This window comes from Photobacterium galatheae, from assembly GCF_000695255.1.
GTDB lineage: Bacteria > Pseudomonadota > Gammaproteobacteria > Enterobacterales > Vibrionaceae > Photobacterium > Photobacterium galatheae.
Genome location: NZ_JMIB01000071.1, coordinates 1 through 2079 on the forward strand (window position 1 = coordinate 1; position 2079 = coordinate 2079).

General features: G+C 58.9%; 1 protein-coding gene. It reads left to right on the forward strand.

Annotated features, from left to right (window positions below; genetic code table 11):
• Positions 1-17: 17 nt before the first annotated feature.
• A partial coding sequence (locus EA58_RS20660; RefSeq protein ID WP_235199669.1) for a condensation domain-containing protein occupies positions 18-2079 on the forward strand: 2062 nt, incomplete at its 3' end.

Sequence of the window (2079 nt, forward strand, 5' to 3'; positions counted from 1 at the left end):
GGTCATCGGTGCCCTCTGTGCCAGCCCCTGAACTGGCGCCGGCGGCACTCAGTGAACACAGGGCAGCCTTGTCCCCGGCCATGACTTCGGCGTTGCTGTCTCAGGCCGGGCAGGGATATCACACCCAGGTCAACGACTTGCTGCTCAGTGCGCTGGCGATTGCGCTCTCGGAGACCTTCGGTCAGGCGGAGAACAGCATTCTGCTGGAGGGCCATGGCCGGGAGGCGATTGATGAACGGATTGACCTCTCCCGTACGGTGGGTTGGTTGACCACCATGTACCCGGTCAGGCTGACGAGCGCACCGGCGATGGCTGACACCATTATTCAGACCAAAGAGATGTTACAGGCGATCCCGAACAAAGGGATCGGCTATGGCGCGCTGGCGGATCAGCTGAGTCAGCCTTTACCCCGGGTCAGCTTCAACTATCTTGGTCAGCTCAGTGTCGGTGAAGCCGATACGCTGTGGTCGCTGACCAGTGAGCCGTGCGGTGTGGTGGTTGCGCCGGAGAACCAGAGCCCCTTGCTGCTGAATATCAACGGCGCGGTGCAGGACGGCACACTGTCCTTTTATGTACACAGCCGGTTGGGTGAAGTACAGGGAGCGGCGTTTGCCCGGGCATTTGAGCAGGCGCTGTGTGCTGTGATTGACACCGCCTGCACCCAGGCTGTTCTGGGCGGTGTCAAGACGGCCAGCGACTATGGGCACGGTGTGGTATCTCAGTCTCAGTTGGCGCATTTACAGCAGCGTTATCACGGCATTGAAGCCATTTATCCGGCCAGCAGTTTACAGCAGGGCTTTATTTATCATCAGCTCAGTCAGCCTGAGGATGATGCTTATTGTGTGCAGTTGCTGATGGATTACCACTGCGCCCTGGATGTTGCAACTTACCGTGCGGCCTGGCAACTGGCGGCGGAACGCTTCCCTGTGCTGCGGACTGCATTTGACTGGCAGGAAGCGCTGCTACAGGTCATTCTGACCCCGTCAGGCGCAGGCGAACCAGATATGGACGTCGTGGATATCAGCTACTTGCCGGAAGCGGCGCGTGAGGCGGAAATCAGACGTCTGCAGCAGGCTGACCGGGCGAAAGGTTTTGACCTGACGCAGCCGGGTCTCTTCCGGCTGAGCCTGATCCGACACCATGAGACCCATTACACCCTGCTGAAAACCGAGCATCACAGCATCGCGGATGGCTGGAGCGGTCCGGTGCTCTGGCAGGCGGTACATACCCATTACCAGCAACTGTGTCAGGGGCAAACACCCGTGATCACCGTAGATGAGGCGTATACCGGGACGCAGCAGTACCATCTGGCTCATCAGGCGGAAACGGAAGCCTACTGGCTGAAACAGCAGTCTGCCTGGGAAGGTGGGAATGACGTGACGCCGTTGCTGACCCATCCGGTGAATCTGGCCAAGATCAGGCAGATTGATCGTCCGTCAGCCCAGACACTGACCCTGACCGGGGCGGATTATCAGCAACTGAAACACGCCTGTCAGCAGTTCGGTGTGACGCTCAACGTGGCGTTGCAGTTTGCCTGGCATAAGCTGCTGCACACCTACACCGGAGACTCGCAGACCCTGGTCGGGACCACGGTTTCCGGACGGGACGTGCCTGTTGAGGGCATTGAGCAGAGTGTCGGGCTTTATATCAATACTCTGCCGCTCTGTGTGGACTGGTCGTCGTCATCCTCGGTTTCAGAGGTCTTGCAGGAAATCCATCAGCAGGTGGCCGCCATCAATACCCATAGTGCAGCCTCTCTGGCGAAGCTCCAGCAGGGCGGGGAGCGCCTGTTCCACTCGTTGATGGTGTTTGAGAACTATCCGGTGCCGGTTGCTGACGCGCAGGCGGAAGATTCGATTGCGAATCACCTCGTCTTCCGGGAGTCGATCGAGAAAGTGGATTATCCGCTGTCGGTGATGGGGTACGAACAAGGCCAGACTCTGGTGGTGAAACTCAGTTATGGTCTGGACTGGCTGGATGACGCACAGGCTCAGCGGCTGTTACAGCAGGTTCAGGCGATCCTGCTGGCGGTGGCCCGTGATCCGCATCAGCATCATGATGCGATCACGCTGCTTTCCA